Annotated in this window: 14 protein-coding genes and 1 tRNA gene; 6 read left to right on the top strand and 9 right to left on the bottom strand. The window is 57.9% G+C overall.

Annotated elements, in window-relative coordinates; translation table 11 throughout:
* The first annotated feature begins 209 nt into the window (after positions 1-209).
* Positions 210-2,228 (top strand): DNA helicase Rep, encoded by a 2,019-nt coding sequence (rep, locus tag RE428_RS02995; protein WP_040882265.1) that lies wholly within the window; start codon positions 210-212, stop codon positions 2,226-2,228.
* 58 nt (positions 2,229-2,286) lie between these two features.
* Here the strand turns inward: rep and RE428_RS02990 are convergent, their stop codons facing one another.
* Positions 2,287-2,706, bottom strand: a complete 420-nt coding sequence (locus RE428_RS02990) for a c-type cytochrome (protein ID WP_004579021.1) — start codon at positions 2,704-2,706, stop codon at positions 2,287-2,289.
* A 322-nt stretch (positions 2,707-3,028) separates the two neighbouring features.
* Between RE428_RS02990 and RE428_RS02985 the strand changes: the two genes are divergently transcribed.
* Positions 3,029-3,439: a hypothetical protein gene (locus RE428_RS02985; protein WP_227500175.1), complete on the top strand. Its 411-nt coding sequence runs from the start codon at positions 3,029-3,031 to the stop codon at positions 3,437-3,439.
* Between the two features lie 52 nt (positions 3,440-3,491).
* The gene (locus RE428_RS02980; RefSeq protein ID WP_004579023.1) at positions 3,492-4,610 is read left to right on the top strand and encodes a phospholipase A; all 1,119 of its coding nucleotides are present in this window, start codon (positions 3,492-3,494) and stop codon (positions 4,608-4,610) included.
* A gap of 85 nt (positions 4,611-4,695) precedes the next feature.
* Here the strand turns inward: RE428_RS02980 and RE428_RS02975 are convergent, their stop codons facing one another.
* From RE428_RS02975 to RE428_RS02960, 4 genes are all read right to left on the bottom strand, one after another.
* On the bottom strand, positions 4,696-6,051 hold the full coding sequence (locus RE428_RS02975) for a phosphohexomutase domain-containing protein (RefSeq protein WP_040882268.1): 1,356 nt from the start codon (positions 6,049-6,051) through the stop codon (positions 4,696-4,698).
* Between the two features lie 117 nt (positions 6,052-6,168).
* Positions 6,169-7,635, bottom strand: coding sequence for a mannose-1-phosphate guanylyltransferase/mannose-6-phosphate isomerase (locus RE428_RS02970; protein WP_004579025.1), 1,467 nt, complete (start codon positions 7,633-7,635; stop codon positions 6,169-6,171).
* Between the two features lie 383 nt (positions 7,636-8,018).
* A complete protein-coding gene (bfr, locus tag RE428_RS02965; RefSeq protein WP_004579026.1) occupies positions 8,019-8,498 on the bottom strand; it encodes a bacterioferritin in 480 nt (159 codons plus the stop codon).
* A gap of 154 nt (positions 8,499-8,652) precedes the next feature.
* On the bottom strand, positions 8,653-8,859 hold the full coding sequence (locus RE428_RS02960; protein ID WP_004579027.1) for a bacterioferritin-associated ferredoxin: 207 nt from the start codon (positions 8,857-8,859) through the stop codon (positions 8,653-8,655).
* Between the two features lie 377 nt (positions 8,860-9,236).
* Here RE428_RS02960 and RE428_RS02955 point away from each other — a divergent pair.
* Positions 9,237-9,313, top strand: a tRNA-Arg gene (locus RE428_RS02955).
* Positions 9,314-9,595: 282 nt separating this feature from the next.
* Here the strand turns inward: RE428_RS02955 and RE428_RS02950 are convergent.
* The 4 genes from RE428_RS02950 to RE428_RS02935 all read right to left on the bottom strand — a co-directional run bounded on the left by RE428_RS02950 (position 9,596) and on the right by RE428_RS02935 (position 13,927).
* Complete coding sequence (locus tag RE428_RS02950) at positions 9,596-10,420, bottom strand: nucleotidyl transferase AbiEii/AbiGii toxin family protein (RefSeq protein WP_004579028.1); 825 nt, start codon at positions 10,418-10,420, stop codon at positions 9,596-9,598.
* The gene (locus RE428_RS02945) at positions 10,386-11,447 is read right to left on the bottom strand and encodes a type IV toxin-antitoxin system AbiEi family antitoxin (protein WP_004579029.1); all 1,062 of its coding nucleotides are present in this window, start codon (positions 11,445-11,447) and stop codon (positions 10,386-10,388) included. Before RE428_RS02945 ends, RE428_RS02950 begins: the two co-directional genes overlap by 35 nt.
* Before the next feature lie 172 nt (positions 11,448-11,619).
* A complete protein-coding gene (locus RE428_RS02940) occupies positions 11,620-12,837 on the bottom strand; it encodes an MFS transporter (RefSeq protein ID WP_004579030.1) in 1,218 nt (405 codons plus the stop codon).
* A gap of 190 nt (positions 12,838-13,027) precedes the next feature.
* Entirely contained in the window at positions 13,028-13,927 is a 900-nt protein-coding gene (locus RE428_RS02935) for a LysR family transcriptional regulator (protein WP_004579031.1), read from the bottom strand.
* Between the two features lie 208 nt (positions 13,928-14,135).
* Between RE428_RS02935 and RE428_RS02930 the strand changes: the two genes are divergently transcribed.
* Both RE428_RS02930 and RE428_RS02925 read left to right on the top strand, forming a co-directional pair.
* Complete coding sequence (locus RE428_RS02930; protein WP_004579032.1) at positions 14,136-15,326, top strand: acyl-CoA dehydrogenase; 1,191 nt, start codon at positions 14,136-14,138, stop codon at positions 15,324-15,326.
* Between the two features lie 91 nt (positions 15,327-15,417).
* On the top strand, positions 15,418-16,683 hold the full coding sequence (locus RE428_RS02925; protein WP_004579033.1) for a CaiB/BaiF CoA transferase family protein: 1,266 nt from the start codon (positions 15,418-15,420) through the stop codon (positions 16,681-16,683).
* Positions 16,684-17,008 lie beyond the last annotated feature (325 nt).

The raw sequence follows: 17,008 nt of genomic DNA, 5'->3' as shown, positions 1-17,008 counted from the left end.
CTTCACTACGATATGCCTTTGCCTACTATGTATTTTTACTACCGATTACTCTTTACGACTAAACGGTAAGGCACGGCTTCGACCTACATTCTCTCACGCATTACCGAACACGCTTACTCTTTTCCACCAAATGGAACGGCACCGGCGTGTAGAATACCCACCCTCACATGTAGAATAGCGGAGCTCGATTCTCCACGGCAGGCCACTCTGTGTCACAGCTCAATCCCCGTCAACGTGAAGCCGTTCGTTATGTGGATGGCCCCATGCTGGTGCTGGCCGGTGCCGGTAGCGGCAAGACCAGCGTTATTACGCGCAAGATGGCGTACCTGATCGAACAGGTGGGTATTCCCGGGCGCCATATTGCGGCGCTGACCTTCACCAACAAAGCTGCACGGGAAATGAAGGAGCGGGTCACCAAACTGGTGGACCGCAAACTGGCCCGTGGCCTGACCGTATCCACCTTCCATAACCTCGGCCTCAACATGATCCGTGAGGAGCATACCCACCTGGGTTATCACCCCGGCTTCTCCATCTTCGATGCCGAGGACGCCAAGGCCCTGCTGCAGGACCTGATGCTGCGAGAAGCCAGCGCCGATGCCGGTGACGAGCTGTCCGACATCCAGATGACCATCTCCAACTGGAAAAATGCCATGCTGGCGCCGGGTCACGCCGTCAGCCGCGCCGCCGATGAACGCGAACAGCGTATCGCCCTGATCTACAAGCGCTACCAGGAATACCTCAAAGCCTACAACGCGGTGGACTTCGACGACCTGATCCTGCTTCCTGTGCAGCTATTCCAATCCAATCCGGAGGTACTGGCCAAGTGGCGGCGCAAGATCCGCTACCTGCTGGTAGACGAGTACCAGGACACCAACCTGTGCCAGTACGAACTGGTCAAACTCCTGGTCGCCGAGCGCGCGGCCTTTACGGTGGTTGGCGACGATGACCAGTCGATCTACGCCTGGCGCGGCGCCCGTCCGGAGAACCTGGCGACCCTGAAGGACGACTTCCCCAGCCTGAAAATCGTCAAGCTGGAGCAGAACTATCGCTCTACCTCCCGTATCCTGCGCTGCGCCAACACCGTTATCGCCAACAACCCCCACGTGTTTGAGAAGGCGTTGTGGAGTGATCATGCGATTGGCGACGAAATTCGCATCATCCGCTGCCGTAACGAGGATTCAGAAGCCGAACGTATCGCAACTGAAATCCTGGACCAGAAACTCAAGAAAGGCATCGACTTCCGGGATTTCGCCGTACTCTATCGCGGCAACCACCAGTCGCGCCTGCTGGAGATGAAACTCCAGGCTTACCAGATTCCCTACCGGATTTCTGGCGGCCAGTCCTTCTTCTCCCGCAACGAGATCAAGGACGCCATGGGCTACCTGCGGCTAATGATCAACCCGGACGACGACGCCGCGTTCCTGCGGGTCGTGAACGTTCCTCGCCGTGAAATCGGCCCGTCTACACTTGAACAGCTGGGAAATTATGCCCGCGGCCGCAAGGTCAGCATGTTCCGCGCCCTGCACGACCTGGGCGCCGCCGAGCATGTGGCCGAGCGAGGACTCGACAAACTGCGCCGTTTTGCCCACTGGACCGACCGTACCTGCCAGCGCATGTACCAGGAAGATCCAATCCCGGTGATCAAGCAGCTATTCACCGATATCGAGTACGAGGAGTGGCTGCACCAGCATGCCGGCACGCCCAAGCAGGCCGAGCGGCGGATGGAGAACGTGTGGTACCTGGTGGATTCCATCCAGCGCATGCTGGACGACGGCAAGGGTACAGCGGATGAGATGGGCATCGAAGATGCCATCAGCCGGCTGATCCTGCGGGACATGATGGAGCGCCAGGAAGAGGAAGACGACAGCGACAAGGTCCAATTGCTGACCCTGCACGCTTCGAAGGGCCTGGAATTTCCCCACGTGTTCATGATGGGACTGGAGGAGGAAATCCTGCCCCACCGTTCCAGCATCGAGGAAAACTCCATCGAGGAAGAGCGCCGCCTGATGTACGTGGGGATTACCCGCGCCCGCCAGACCCTGGCGCTGACCTATGCCGCCCAGCGCAAGCAGTATGGGGAAAAGATCGAGACCATTCCCAGCCGCTTCCTGGACGAACTGCCGCCGGACGACGTGCTCTGGGAAGGCATGGGCGATACGGACGCTGCCGCCAACCAGCGCAAGGGTAAGGCCACCTTGAGCGCCCTGCTTGGCGATCTCGGCGCCTGAAAACAAAAAACGCCAGGTCTAATGCCTGGCGTTTTTGTCATTCGAAGATCAGTCGTTCTTATTGACTGCCTTCCACCATGTGCTCTACCGCCGCCTGGATTTCCTCATCCGGGCAGCTTGCGCACCCGCCTTTCGCCGGCATGGCATTGAAACCGTTGATCGCATGGTTGATCAGGGTATCCATGCCCTTCTCGATACGTGGCGACCAGGCGGACGCATCGCCAAACTTCGGTGCGCCGGCAACGCCCGTGCTATGACAGGCGGCACACACGGACTGGTAGACTTCCTCGCCGGAACGGGGACCACTGGAAGCTTCAGCCGGAGCGGGGGCCGTCAGTATATCGCCACAGTCCTCGCCTTCGACACATACCGTACCGACCGGCTCGATGCGCGAACGGATCTGGTCTTCCACTGCGGCCATTGCACCGCTGGCCCAAAGGCCCATACCAAGCAGCAACGCCGCCAGCACTCTCATCATCTTCACAGTGTGTACCTCACCTGGAATTTGTTTGGGAGCCCCCGAGCAACTCCTCGATCGCCTCTGAATGCCCGCGAGGGCATGTCTTAAAGGCAGCATCCGTTCAAGATGCGCAGAGGCGGTTCAGGCGTTGCTTCGAGGCGCCTTTTATTCTTGCCACGCATTATAGCGGCAGGTTTGCTCCAAAAAAACCTGAGTCGGTCAGACTTTATACGCATACCCACCAAAGCGCTGTGGAAGCGTCCAACTTAAAAATCCGTTAATCACCTGACCCGTCGCCGTCGTAATGGGTATGATAGGTGCCAAAGTACAGGAGCCCGGAATGCCCAAGCACTCGTCGTCAGAAAAATCTTCGCCAAAAGAGTCGTCGTCCAACGAAGCTCCAGACTCGACACCCGAACACGCGTCATCCAAGTACTTTCCAAAGGCGCACCCCTGGCGTCGCCCCTTGCTGATCATGGAATTCGGTGCCCTCGCCGTACTGCTGGGCTCCATGTTTACCCTGGGCCGCATGGCCGGCCCTGACGGCAACGTCAACCCCGCCTGGCTACTGGTTCCAACCCTGGCCAGCCTGGCGGTATTCGTCAGCTTTATCGGCCTGATGTACCTGCGATGGGTGGCCAACGTACGCGCCGAAGCCGCCATCAAACATAAACTGATCTTCGCCATACTCACGCTGACGCTGCTCGGCATCTGGGCTTACGGCATCGCCCAGACCTGGCGCAGCCTGTGACTTGTTTGCTGTAGTCCAATCGCCGGAACATAGAATAAGGACGGAACCAACCATGCGAGTATTACCCGCCCTATGCCTTATTGCGGCTGCGCCCCTGGTCGCCAACGCCCAGGACGCTGCGGATCAACCTGATTTCTCGGACATGACTCCACAGGAATGTGCCCTGGTGGAAAACGGCGTTAAGCGCCTGGCCTGTTACGACGCCCTGACGAATCCCCCGCAGGTTCGGGCACAGGCCACCGAGGAAGAAATCGAAGAAGCGAATTCGGCCACCGATCCGCTGGGTTTCCAGCCCAGCGACGACGCCGATACCGACGCAATATCCAACGGTGATGTAGAGACGGACGAGAACAGCCAGGCGAACTCCCTGGTCAGCCGCTACCTCGCTGCCGAGAGAGCGCTTTTCTCTTTTTCAGGCAGTTTCCTGACCCACCGTCCGACTTACATCCTCCCCTACACCTACGTCCACGAGCCGAACCAGCGCCCCTATAGCCCGCGCACCGGCTACACGGACTACGACAATTCACTGGACTATGACGAAGCCAAGTACCAGATCAGCTTCAAGGTACCGCTACTGACAGGGGTCTTTGACGAAAAGACGACCCTCTGGTTCGGCTATACCCAACTCTCGTTCTGGCAGCTCTTCAACGACGATGGGTCCAAACCCTTCCGGGAAACCAACTACGAGCCGGAGATCTTCGTCCGCTACGCCTCCCAGTGGGATTTCGGCCCGGGCCGCGTGGAGGCCCTCACCCTGGGTATCAACCACCAGTCCAATGGCCAGTCCGAACCGAAGTCACGTAGTTGGAACCGTATCCTCGGCGGTGTCGCCTACAGCTACGACCGCTGGTTGTTCATGGTCCAGCCCTGGTACCGGATTCCGGAAGACGAAGATGAAGACGACAACCCCAATATCGAAAACTACATGGGTTATGCCAACTACTGGGCGGTCTACAAGGTCGACGAGCAACGCACCCTGTCGCTCAAGCTACTCAACAACCTGAAAGCCGATGAGAACCGCACCTCGGTACAAGTTGGTTACAGCTTCCCACTGGGCGAGACCGTCAAGGGCTACGTTCACTACTACAACGGCTACGGTGAGAGCCTGATCGACTACAACGAGCGCATCCAGCGGATTGGTATCGGGATCATGCTGAACGACTGGCTGTAATCGGCCCACGGATGGCTACTGCGCAGCCCCAATAAAAAACGCCCGGTTCAAGCCGGGCGTTTTTGCATCTACCCGTTACACAGGATCAGGCGTTAAGCGCATCCATATCCTTCAGCAGCTGTTCGGTTTTCTGCTCCATCAGCGCCTTGTCACCGCGGGATTCCACATTCAGCCGAACCACCGGCTCAGTGTTCGACATTCGCAGGTTGAAGCGCCAGTCCTTGAAGGCGACACTCAGGCCGTCCACGTGACTGATGGATTCGGCATCCCCGCTGTACTTTTCCTCAATCGCCTTGATTACTTCCGGCGGATTATCGATGGTCCGATTGATCTCGCCACTGGCTGGATAGGCATCGATACGGGCATCGATCAGCGACGACAGGGTCTGTCCGGACTGGCAGATACGCTCGGCCAGCAGCAACCAGGGAATCATGCCGCTGTCGCAATAGGCGAAATCCTTGAAGTAATGGTGGGCGCTCATTTCACCGCCGTAGAGGGCGTCCTCGGCACGCATGCGCTCCTTGATGAAGGCATGGCCGGTCTTACTCTCGACCGCGCGACCACCGGCCTGCTCTACGAGGTCCTGCGTGTTCCAGACCAGGCGTGGGTCGTGGATTACAGCCCCGCCCTTACCGTGCTTGCGCAGGAACTGGTCCGCCAGCAGACCCACAATGTAATAGCCTTCGATAAAGCGGCCGTTCTCGTCCCAGAAGAAGCAGCGATCGTAGTCGCCGTCCCAGGCAATGCCCAGATCCGCCTGATTCGATTTCACCGCATCTTCGGTGACCTTGCGATTCTCCGGCAGGATCGGATTGGGCACGCCGTTCGGGAAGTTGCCGTCCGGCTCGTTCTGCAGCTTGATGAAATTGAAAGGCAGCCTGGATTCGAGCTGGTCGATGACCCGGCCCGCGCCGCCATTACCCGCATTCACCACGATGGCCAATGGCTTGAGGCTAGCGCTGTCGACGTAGCCCAGCAGGTGCTCGATATAGTCGTCCTCCGCTTCCAGCGTGTGGTAGGCGCCGGGCGTTGCGGCGTCTTCGAAGGCTTCGTCGAGGCGGTCGTGGATATCCCGCAGGCCGGTATCGTTGCTGATGGGTTTGGAATCCTCCCGCACCAGCTTCATGCCGTTATAGTCCTTCGGGTTGTGACTTGCGGTCACCATGATGCCACCGTCCATCTTGTAGTGGCTGGTGGCAAAATATACCTGCTCCGTGCCGCATAGGCCGATGTCATAGACATCCGCGCCGGCGGCCATCAAACCCTTGCCCAGCGCCTCGGCCATTTCCGGGCTGGACAGGCGGATGTCATAGCCGACGATCACGTTCTTCGCTCCGGTTACGGCGACATAGGCGCGTCCAATGCGCTCGGCCAGTTCCGGATTGATCTGGTCGGGAATCCGACCGCGGATGTCATATGCCTTGAAGCATGAATAGCCCATCAAAATCTCCTTTTGCGGCTTTGCGGGAGCCTTGAACGACTCCTCAATCACGAATCTTCTTTCCTGTTTTCATTCTAGGCCGAGCGAAACGCCGCCAGAACTTACAATCCCGACAGATCAGGTCTTCTGCATGGCTGTTTCGGGTGTCTCCGAGCCATCGGAAGCGGCGCTCTCCGCCGTCCGGCCATAGTTGTCCTGCAGACGCTCGATATCGTCCTCGCCCAAATAGGCGCCGGATTGTACCTCAATTAACTCCAATGGAATCTTCCCGGGATTGGCCAACCGGTGCACGGCGCCGATCGGGATGTATGTCGACTGATTCTCTGTCAGCAGGTAGGTTTCATCGTTGCGGGTCACCTCGGCGGTACCCCGTACCACAATCCAGTGTTCAGCCCGATGGTGATGTTTCTGCAGGGAAAGTTGCTCGCCCGGCTTCACCGTAATCCGTTTGACCTGGAAACGGGTACCACTATCCACGCTGTCATAGCTGCCCCAAGGGCGATAGACCTCCCGGTGATTTGTCACTTCCGAACGGCCCTCTTCGCGCAGGCGTTCGACCAGCCCTTTTACCTCCTGCACGCGATGCCGACGCGCCACCAGCAGGGCGTCCCGGGTATCAACCACCACGAGATCGTTCACCCCCAACAAGGCCACCAACCGATCCTTCGAGTGCACCAGGCAGCCCTGCGATTGCTCCAGCAGCGCCTCGCCGATCACAACATTCTGCTGATCGTCGCTGACCTGGGATTCCCAGTAGGTCGCCCACGAAGCCACATCGCGCCAACCGGAATCCATCGGAATGACCACGGCACGGTCGGTTTTCTCCATGACAGCCCGGTCCACGGCCTCTTCCGGGCAGTGCTCATAGACTTCCGCAGGAATACGGCAGAATTCCAGATCCTGCCAAACGTTCCTGGCGGCAAGTTGGCAGGTATCGTAGATATCGGGGCTGTGCTTCTGGAGTTCTTCCAGGTAGCGATCGGCCCTACACATAAAGATGCCGCTATTCCAGAAGTGACTGCCCTGGGAAAGCATACCCTCCGCAGCGGACCGATCTGGCTTCTCCACGAACTGGGTCACGCGGAAAACACCGTCGGGCAACGACCGGTCCGGTTCCGAGCCGATATAGCCGAATTCCGTATCCGGCCCTTGGGGCAACACACCGAACAACACGAGCGAACCGGCTTCAGCGGCCGCTTCCCCACGCGACAGGGCCGCGCGGAAGGCATCCTCATCTTTCATCTGGTGATCTGCTGGCAGCACCAGCATGATCGCTTGGGGGTCGTCCGCTGCGATCTGCAGTGCTGCCATGGCCACAGCAGGCGCGGTATTGCGGGCGAACGGCTCGAGCAGGATGCCGCGCGGCTCACAATCGATCGCGGCCAACTGTTCGCTGAGGATAAAGCGGTGCTGGTTGCTCGCCACGATCAATGGTGCCGAAACCCGATCTGACGGCAGCCGCGACAACGTCTGCTGCAGCAGGCTGTGATCGCCAGCCAACTGAAGAAACTGTTTGGGAAATGCCTCGCGGGACAACGGCCACAAGCGCGAGCCGGCGCCGCCAGAAAGAATCACTGGAATCATGGAAATGTCCTCCCTGAAAGCCCCGCCTGAGACGCGTCCTTGGATGCCTCCCGACTACAGCGAGCGCTATACGTCGAATGATACTGCCTGGGGAATATGACACAGCGGAGTCCCCCACCTCGGGGAAGATTCAATATCCATGCCCCTGGGTGCTGAAAGCCTGCTCCGCAGCCACAGGCTCCGGCGATAATACACAGGAATTCAAGGACCTGGCGGAAGATTAAAAAGAGATAAAGTGCGGGCAATGCGCCGGCGAACGGAATGTAGGCGGGAGTAAAGCACAACGGCGGAGCAAATGCCCCAAAAGAACCCGGGAATCAGGCAAGTGTTGCCGAGCAGGAAGGGAAATCAGGTACCGGCAGAACGCCGGCACCTGTAATCATTCAGCCGTCAGCGTGGCCGCTCTGCAGCTGAACGTAATTCTGGATACCCATCTTGCCGATCATGTCGAGCTGGGTTTCGAGCCAGTCGATATGATCTTCCTCGCTATCGAGGATGCTGCGGAACAGCGCCCGGCTGGTGTAATCGTTGACCTGCTCGCAGTGCGTGATGGCTTCCTTTAGATCTTTGTGGGCAGCATGCTCCAGTTTCAGATCGCATTCGATCATCTCCTGGACATCCTCGCCAATCAGCAGCTTGTTCAGATCCTGCAGATTCGGCAGCCCTTCGAGGAAAAGGATGCGCTCGATCAGCTGATCGGCGTGCTTCATCTCATCGATGGATTCTTCGTATTCCTTCGCGGCCAGGTGAGTAATTCCCCAGTCCTTGTACATCCGCGAGTGGAGAAAGTACTGGTTAATCGCCGTCAGTTCGTTGGCGAGTACCTTGTTGAGGTACTGAATGACCTTCTTATCACCTTTCATGGCAGCGAACTCCTATCCTGATGCATGGAAAACAGTAGGATAGACCCATTTCCCGCAATAAAAAATCGCAGCGGAAAATGATTCGCAGTGATATCAGTGAGTAAGACGCAGTAAGCGCGTCATTCAGTAAAGGCGACCTGCGCGGGAATAACGATCAGGCGGGTTGGGCAAGCATGCCGGCAAGCGTCATGTATTCTTCAGTCTGACACTCACGCAAGATCTCACGTGCCGTAGAAGCACAACGGCCACATTGACGGCCAACACCCATCTCCTTACCCAATTGACGCATGGAGCGACATCCTTCCTCGGCTGCCTGGCGAATCTGGCGGTCGGTCACCCCATGACAAAGGCATACGTACATAAAGATAAGTCTCATAGCCGTGATCAATGTTGATGATAATTATTGTTATTCGCGAATGTAAATGCAACCCCTTTGAGTGAAGTTTGTGTAACGGATAACCAGTACTGTGTATACGGACGCACCAATGAGAAGACTGGACAGAACGTCGACTCGCACGTAAGATTGCGCACTCGAATTTGGCGCCACGTGCCCGATTCTGCGCCCGTAGCTCAGCTGGGCGGAAGCGGATAAAGCGGAAGCGTAGCTTTCGCCCGCTGGAGCGGCCGTCGCGATGCAACGCGGCGGACTGGACCCGAAGGGGAGCGTGTTACGCTCTAGCCAGTGCACCGCAAGTTGAGTCGAACTTTTTCAGTTCGGAAGTATGAACAAGTTTATTTGCGCCCGTAGCTCAGCTGGATAGAGCGTTGCCCTCCGGAGGCAAAGGTCATAGGTTCGAATCCTATCGGGCGCGCCATATTCCATAAAAAAAGCCCCGCCACGTGCGGGGCTTTTTTTATGGAACTTTGATTTGCTCGATGGCAGATGAGTGACCTGCCCCCAGCATTTAATCCAGCTGCTCCCTAGTAATGTTCGTTGCTTGACCCTACTCCCATATTAGGCTCGGCCAGAATTGGAAAAATCCGGCTCCAATTGCCTCTGCTTTCTTCGTGAAACCTCATACTTTCTGGCTTAGTCCGAGGGCGTGGGCCACCCAACGCAGAGTGGGGGTGACCACGAGCTCGTCAGCGTAAGGAAGCTAGGCCTGCATACCCATTCGAAACGCGCTTACCAATGCCTGAATCACATCGTTAGAAGCAGCGCCTGCGTCGGCACAAAGCCTTTCAACTGAGCCTCCATAAAGTAAAGATTTGAGAAACAAAAGCGTTTGGATCTCAGCCGCCCTCGCAACATCTGCTCCCAACACATGAGCCGCCGCCATACGGGTATCCCAGCCATATTTCTCGAGGATATCCGCGTGCTCGCCATACAGCCGGTCGGTGATTGCCGGAATATTTTCATAGTTGTGGAGCAGGTAGAAAAAGTCCGCAGCATCTTTCCGTCGAACTTGAGGTTCCCTCTCAGACCAAGACACCAACTTAAGAAGGGCTAGCCCAACCGGGCTGGCAACAGGCACATCAAGCGGCGGTTGACCGCCAACGATGACAAGATCAGCGGATGCCAGTGCTTCCGTAAAACCCATCACCCCCATGTGGCGATCTTCATCCGGCCACTCGATCCTGGCACCGGCACCCGCGAGCGGCCCAAAGGGAATAATATCCAATGGCATATTGTGCTCGTCGACCAATCGGTGGGCGATCTTCGTTTCCCGATAGCCGCTAGCGATCAGACTTGTCTTTATGGCATCGAAAGACTCCCAATCCTCGACTTGAACCGCCAAGTCGATATCTCGCGTAGCCCTCTGAATCTGTGCCCCATAGCCATGGTGCATCACAAGATCCCTGGCCGATGCGCCCACAATAATAAATGGCACCTGTTTCTCAGAGGCAACCCGAACAATAGCTTCATACGTTCTTCGTTGAATCGGATCAATCGCGCTCGAGTCGATCTTTAATTCGGCCATACAGGCGCTCCGCAGATTCCAGGTTGCGAGGATCTCCAGTGGCGACAAGATCGGCGTAGACCAGAATATCTGGCGCCACTTCAGGGTTGTTCGAGCAAGCAGACTGGCCGGTGAGATGCCAGAACTTCTCTACGATGCAGATGGTGTCCGATTCACCCTGTAAGCCGTCGCTCTTTTTCCGTAGGCGATGCCGCAACACCACATCCTTCAGGCGTTCTCGAGGGAGGTAGAGTTTTCCCCGCGCTGGCGATAGATAAGGATCGAAGAGGTAAGCGCCGACTTCTCCGCTCCAGCGTCCTCCAAACTCCGATGCCTGGATCTCTTTCCACGGAAATTGGTAAGGCGTTTGGAACCAGCCCAGCTCCATGCTCGGCAGAAGAATTTCGGGGTAACCCTCTACCCAACGATCCAACAAAGCGAGTGGCCGCTTGAGTCGCCGCTCTTTGGTTTTTCCCCGTTCGCCAATGTAACCCTGCGCCTTCAAGTCATTAATAACCCATCCAATGGTGCCAAGCGATACGCCAGCAGCGGCTGCAATCGCTCTGTAGGTCTGTCCTACGAGATCAGGATCGACCAGGAAGCAGAGAACCAGCTTGAGCCCTGAAGCGTTAAAGGCCCGCGTCGCTTTTGGGGACATGGAAAGAGCGCTTAAGGGGCGATGGCCTTTGATAAAAATATGGAGACCATTGCCATTAAGGTAGGTGTTCCCGGCGGCGTCGATAAACTGAACCCCGGACTCGCGCAGGCGGTCGGCCATATTGGGGTTAATAAAATCTGCGACAAGGAGAGAAGGTTCAGGCAGCTTGTTCAACTGAGCGATAAGTGCGCCGGTATTCGCCTGCTGGGCCCAGCGTTTCAGTTGCGCATTGTATTGGATATTCTGGGGACGCAGAGTTAATAAGGCGTCGACACCGATATCGCGTCCAGTAGACGTCTTGCCATCGCACTCGAAGTTTAATCCGGTTTCACGATTGAATACGTTAAGCGCTTGTTCCAGCAGATCGACCTCTGCGTTCGGGTTTTCCATAGCGTATCTCCAAGCTTGTTCACAGAATAGCAGCGTTCATTAATAATGAACAAGCCAATTTAATGAACAAAGCCCGCTTTGAGCCTCCTCCCCCATAGACGACACTGACCTATCGGCAGCGCTCTACTTCTACTTGTAAATAATTCTTACAAGCTGCCCGCCTCGCACAAAACTACACTCCCAACCGCCGCACGATCCAAAACAACAAAACCCCACAAACACCCACGATCACACCGCCCACCATAAACGCCACACCAAACCCGGCAGCGGCAAACACCGCGCCGAATACCAACGGCGCAACCAGCTTCACTGCCCTGTTCCCCATCAGCCGCATACCCAGCGCGCCGGAACGTTGCTCGCTGTTTACGCTCTCGGCCAGCAGGACCATAGACAACGGCTGTGAGAGGCCGGCCCCGATACCGACCAAAGCGGAGAGAATGCCGAGAATGACAACGGTATGGACGCTACCGGTGAACGCCAGACCAACCGTCATAGCCGCGACGGAGACAAGAACGGTGGTTTCCCGCCCGCCGAGAATGGAGATGATGCGGCTGGTGAAAGGCCGCACGAGCATGGACGCGATCGCGCGCAGACTCACCAGAACGCCAATGGTGGAAGCCCCCATGCCCAGGCCGTCCAGGTAGACCGGCAGGTAACTGCCGTGAGCCGTAAGGGCAAACATGGCGGCCATGGTAACGGCGATGGAGACCTGTACGCCGCGACTGGTTTTCAGCAGTCGACCCTGGGCGCGGAAGCCACTGACGGCACGGTTGGTGGTTCGACCCTGCCGGGCATCACCGACCAGTCCCAGCGCCAGGAAGGCACCGATCAGGGACAAGAGCACCATGGCATAGAACGCCGGCTCTGGCGTGCCATAGAGGTCGATCAATCCGCCGGCGAGTAGCGGGCCAAGCACCTGGCCGCCGGACAGCCAGGTGGTATACCAACCGAAATAGTTCTCCAGCGTCTTGCCGGTGCCCAGGCTAGAAACCACAGTCTGCGCCGCAAGCACCATCTGCATTTGGGCAATGCCGATCAGTAATTGGGCCGCGAACAGACCAATGATCGAGGGGAAGAGCAGGATGAGGCAGACGCCCAACGCCGCGATCAACGCGCCCACAATAATGGATAAACGCCCACCCCGGCGGGTGACGAAGCCACCCATGGGAATGGCGAAGAATAACGGCAATACTGCCGGCGCGGCGAAGATGGCTCCCAGCTCCAGCGGCGAGGCGTCCAGGTCCAGCGCGTAGACCGGGATTGCGACGAGCAACATGGCCTGCGCCACGAACGCCGCCGTCATTGCGATGCAGATAAGGCGAAAGTTGAGCCGGTTGTCGCTGCGCGCTCCGTTATCGGTGTGTAGAGCTTCTTTTAGCGGGTTACTCAAGGGTGTGATGGAACCTCATTCCGGGTAAGCCTATTGGCTATGGAGAGATTAAATTAAACTAGGCAAGCACTATTGCCGAGCCTACGCGGTAAAGCGCGGCGCCAGAACCATGAATCATGACGACACTCAACTTAAGGCGCCTTCCTACCTGAAACAGGGGCCCGCCATTAACCGGTGGCGTCGATGATCGTTACGCCGCCACCTCAAGCTCCCCTTCACCCAATACCCATTGCCTGAACAGATTCACTACCTCGTCGTCCTTTCGGTGATCGGGCAGTACGAAGTAGTAACCGCCGCGATTCTGGAAACTGTGCGAAACCGGAACAATCAGCTGCCCGGAAGCCAGTTCACGCTCGATCAGGAATGGCGGCACCAGCGCAATGCCCATGCCGTGGGTGGCCGCCTCCGCCAGCATGGTGAAGAGTTCATAACGCGGCCCGGACATATCCCGCTCCACCCGCATATCCAATGACCGGAACCATTCGCGCCAGGCGTAGGGACGCGTGGTCTGCTGCAGCAGGGGATAGTTCGTGATGTCCTCACAGGTCAGGGCGGTATCCGGCGCGATTAGCTCCGGGCTGCACACGGGGACCGGCCGCTCGTGCATGAACAGCGTGGTCTGGGTGCCCGACCAGTTGCCGTCGCCGAAATAGATCGCGGCGTCGAACGGCGTGTCCGAGAACAGGAAAGGCCGTGTCTTGTTGGTCATGTTGATCGTAATGTTCGGATGCAGCGCCTTGAACTTGCGTAGTCGCGGGATCAGCCAGCGGGTGCCGAAGGTGGGCACAACCGCCAGCTCAAGTGCGTTTTCCGTGCCATGATTACCCATGACCGAGAGCGTATCCCGCTCGATTTCGTTGAGCCGCTGCGCCACCAGGCGATGGTAGTTGTAGCCGGCATCCGTGAGCCTCACGCCCTGGCGACCGCGGCGGAACAACTTGACGCCAAGGAATTCTTCCAGCGATGCAATCTGGCGGCAGATAGCGCTCTGGGTCAGCGACAGCTCCTGGGCCGCTTCGGTGAAACTGACATGGCGTGCTGCCGCCTCGAAACCCATCAGAACGGTTGTACTGGGGACCTTACGACGCATGAATGTGCTCCCGGTGCGCTCGACACCTGTTACGCTACTCTATTGAGAGAATGAGATTCTTGAAGTGAGTTTTATGCACAATGAGATGAAATATTATCGCTTGAGTCAACGCTCACAGATTCTTTAGCATGCTCTAAACCAAAAATACTGCGTGCTCCCGCATCCTGAGACACATCGCCAACACCGCTAAATGTGAGGTTAACGAACAATGAGCCGCTCCAAAGCCGAATTTGACTGGTTAAGCCCGCTCCTACTGGACGACCAGCTGGAAGAAGAAGAGCGCATGGTGCGCGATACCGCCTATAGCTATGCACAGGACAAACTGGCGCCCCGTATACTGGACGCCTTCCGCAACGAGAACACCGACCCGGCCATCTTCCGCGAAATGGGTGAGCTCGGTCTGTTGGGCGCCACGATTCCCGAACAGTACGGCGGCGCTGGCTTGAACTACGTGTCCTACGGCCTGATTGCCCGGGAAGTCGAGCGGGTCGATTCCGGCTACCGCTCCATGATGAGCGTGCAATCCTCCCTGGTCATGGTGCCGATCAATGAATTCGGCTCCGAAGAGCAGAAGCAGAAGTACCTGCCCAAGCTGGCCAGCGGCGAGTGGATTGGCTGCTTCGGCCTGACCGAACCCAACCACGGCTCCGACCCCGGCAGCATGGAAACCCGCGCCAAGAAAGTAGACGGTGGGTACAAGCTGAGCGGCAGCAAGATCTGGATCACCAACAGCCCGATCGCCGATGTATTCGTAGTGTGGGCTAAAACCGAAGACGGCAAGATCCGCGGCTTTATCCTGGACAAGGGCATGAAGGGCCTGAGCGCGCCCGCCATTCACGGTAAGGTCAGCCTGCGCGCATCCATTACCGGCGAGATTGTGATGGATGAAGTCTTCGTGCCGGAAGAGAACATGTTCCCGGAGGTCACCGGCCTGCGCGGTCCGTTCACCTGCCTGAACTCCGCACGCTACGGCATCGCCTGGGGCGCCCTGGGTGCCGCCGAATTCTGCTGGACCGCCGCCCGCCAGTACGTATTGGATCGCAAGCAGTTTGGTCGCCCGCTGGCCGCCAATCAGTTGATCCAGAAGAAACTGGCGGACATGCAGACTGAAATCACCCTCGGCCTGCAGGGCTGCCTGCGTCTCGGTCGCCTGAAAGACGAAGAAAAGGCTGCCGTGGAAATCACCTCGCTGATGAAGCGCAACTCCTGTGGCAAGGCACTGGATATTGCCCGTACCGCCCGTGACATGCTCGGCGGCAACGGCGTATCCGATGAGTACGGCGTCATCCGCCACATGGTGAACCTGGAAGCCGTCAACACCTACGAGGGCACCCACGACGTTCACGCCCTGATCCTCGGTCGCGCCCAGACCGGCATCCAGGCGTTTTCTGGCTCGTAACCACCCTCCCCCTATACGTCTGACCGGCAGTCGGCCTGAAGCTGCCCGGTCAGACCGCTTTCCCTTCACATGCGATGGAGGCGATCCACTCGTGCCTGTATCTTCAGAATCCAAACCCTCGGCATCCGGCCCGCTGAGCCACCTGACCGTTCTCGACCTGAGCCGTATCCTGGCCGGACCCTGGACCACCCAGATCCTTGCGGATCTCGGTGCCCGCGTCATTAAGGTGGAAAGCATCAGCGGTGATGACACTCGACGCTGGGGCCCTCCCTTCCTGACCCGCGAGGCCGAAGACGCCAGCATCGAGGGTTCCGACGCGGCCTATTTCACATGCTGCAACCGTAATAAGGAATCTGTCTGCGTCGACTTTTCCAAACCGGAAGGCGCGGAACTGATCCGCAAGCTGGCGGGCTCCGCCGACATCCTGGTGGAGAACTTCAAGGTCGGCGGCCTGAAGAAATATGGCCTCGACTACGCCAGCCTGCAAAAGGTGAACCCGCGACTGGTCTATTGCTCCATCACCGGCTTTGGCCAAACAGGCCCCTACGCCAGCCGGGCCGGCTACGACTTCCTGATCCAGGGCATGGGCGGCCTGATGAGCATTACCGGCCATCCGGAAACCGAAGAGCGCCGTGCCGAGCCGCTCAAGACAGGCGTTGCGATCACCGACGAATTCACCGGGATGTATGCGGCAACGTCGATCCTCGCCGCGATTGCCAGTCGCGAACAGACTGGCGAAGGCCAGCACATCGATTGCTCGTTGTTCGACTGTCAGGTCGCCATGCTGGCCAACCAGGGTTCCAATTGGCTGGTGGGCAAACGCACGCCAAAGCCAATGGGCAACAACCATCCCAACCTGGTGCCCTACCGGGCCTACCCGGTGCAGGATGGTCATGTCATCATCGCCTGCGGCAATGACCGTCAGTACCGTTCGCTCTGCGACGTTCTCGAGCTCAAGGCGCTTGGTGAAGATCCTCGATTCCTGACCAACGCGGACCGTGTCGCAAACCGAGCCGAACTGGAAAGCCTGCTCGAGGAGCGCCTCGCCCATTTCCCCCGCGAGCGTATTATCAACCTGCTTGAGATCGCCGGGGTCCCCTGTGGGCCGATCAATACCATTCCGGAAGTGTTCGAGGACCCCCAGGTTATCGCCCGGGAGATGGTCGTGCCGATGAAGCGGGCCGATGGCTTCGAGATTCCCACAGTCGCCTTCCCGGCAAAATTCAGCGGGACGCCGGCGAACTATCGATCTGCCCCTCCTCGCCTGGGTGATCGCACCCACGCCTTACTCGCAGAAGACCTGGCGCTGGATCAGGCGACCATCGAGAACCTGGTCAAATCCGGCGTCGTTGCCTGAGCACGGCGCCAACTGTCAGCGAACGATTCGAACCCTGGCCTATTACCGTAGGCCAGCCCATCTTCAGGCACCGGTCGGCACGCACATGAAGGCGATCATGTCGCCGACCGACCTTGCCAACCCAATCCACTGACACACCCTGACGATCCCCTGTCTGGATTGCCCCCTGGCAACCGCCGGCGTCAACCAAACTCTTAGCCCAACAAAGTTTTATCGCGGTCAGCATGACAGGGAGACGGGAGCCTTCCGCATGAGCTGCAAGACCGTGGGCACCTTCGGCGCCTCAGAAGCTGAAGCATCTGCTACATGCTCGAGTTATCTAGAA

It is taken from the genome of Marinobacter nanhaiticus D15-8W, assembly GCF_036511935.1.
In the GTDB taxonomy this organism is placed as follows: domain Bacteria; phylum Pseudomonadota; class Gammaproteobacteria; order Pseudomonadales; family Oleiphilaceae; genus Marinobacter_A; species Marinobacter_A nanhaiticus.
The sequence above is the reverse complement of the archived record's forward strand: the minus strand, read 5'-3'. Positions and strand labels throughout refer to the sequence as shown.